General features: G+C 44.0%; 1 protein-coding gene. It reads right to left on the reverse strand.

Annotated elements, in window-relative coordinates:
• Positions 1-160: 160 nt before the first annotated feature.
• Positions 161-1,039, reverse strand: coding sequence for a hypothetical protein (locus ACUVJL_RS32950; protein WP_445249681.1), 879 nt, complete (start codon positions 1,037-1,039; stop codon positions 161-163).
• Positions 1,040-1,311: the final 272 nt, after the last annotated feature.

A 1,311-nucleotide genomic window follows, 5' to 3' on the forward strand; every position in this document is an offset into this window, starting at 1 on the left:
GGATCTGCTGCACCGGCATCGGGACGATCTCGGCGTCCCATCGCACACCTGCGGGGTAGGATTTGAGGTTTCTAGGATATTGACTCTCACCTACATGGTCATTCAGTTGTCAAGGTTCTACCTTGCGGCTAATCCCCCTAACCCTTTTTAGGATTGGTTTCTAGCCAACGAGTCGCACACCAGGATTCATATCGATACCAATGCAACCGGACATCCTATTTCTAGAAACTTGATTCACAGGCTTGGGAGTAAATTGCACGGCAATAACCCACTTTCCGTTTTTACGGTAGAAGTGCCAGGTCTTAGCCCCGCATTCTGGCAGCCTGTTGATGTTGCGATTGAAATCACCAACAAGAGAAGATACAGCTTTCCCGAATCGTGACTCTAAGCATTTGGGGACTCTAAAAGTTATTCCGCTCCCATTCCACTGGGAGACTTGATTGCCAAAAGACTCGTCTTTAGAGCCGACGACAAAAATATCACCGTGAGGGACGAAGACTTTGATTGGCTTGACTCTTAAGTATTCGAGCCTATTCGTTAACAGGGTCAGTCTACGCTTTTTATGGTGTATTTGAAAGCGTAAACTCTGCAAATTGGTAGATTTGTATTGGAGCGAGCAAGCTATGGGAAAGTTACAACCTGTATTTGAATTCTGCCATTTTTTCTTGGCATAAAATTTACGGGCTAATGCCAACTTACGTTCGGCTTTCTTGAGCCATGCACTAATGGATTTAATCTTTCCTTCAAGAGTCTTTATGTGTAAAATTCTGTGTTCTTTAGCCCCGTCTACACGACCTTTGGCAGCACTGATTACGCCATTTGCATGGCGCTTATTGATGCCGTAGGTTTGCTGTAAGTGTGTGTTCCAGTCGGACTTCTTGAATTCTGTATTTAAAAGTAAGTGGTTGACTGTTTCAATACTTGCAGCCCTGAAAATTGGGGCGTAAGCTTCCAAGAACATCTCGAAATCTGTAAATCCCAGTTCGTTGAGTTCATCTGCTGGCGTGGGCAAGCCTTTACAATAAGTTAAGGTAGCCATTGATTCGACCTCTCAATGTGGTTGCATCCTAGTATATTAATCGCTTCGCGCAGGATTTGCAAGTTTTTCTCCGGAGTTTCTTTTATTTCCGAAACCTCGCTGGCGAGGTCTTTTTCAAAGGTTACACATTCTCTTTCGATCGAAATCACCAACGCTAATTAGTCTGTTCGTCAATTTACCGCGAATTTAGTAACTAAAACCTAGGTAAATCTCGGTAAAAAGTCAACTGCTGTGAACCCTGATAACTCAAGCACCGACGGCAATTGGGAATT

It is taken from the genome of Microcoleus sp. OTE_8_concoct_300 (assembly GCF_031383065.1).
Taxonomy (GTDB): Bacteria; Cyanobacteriota; Cyanobacteriia; order Cyanobacteriales; family Microcoleaceae; genus Microcoleus.

Coding starts and splice junctions, on each gene's coding strand:
- ACUVJL_RS32950 (WP_445249681.1), bottom strand. CDS start 1,039: ATGGCTACCTTAACTTATTGTAAAGGCTTGCCCACGCCAGCAGATGAA.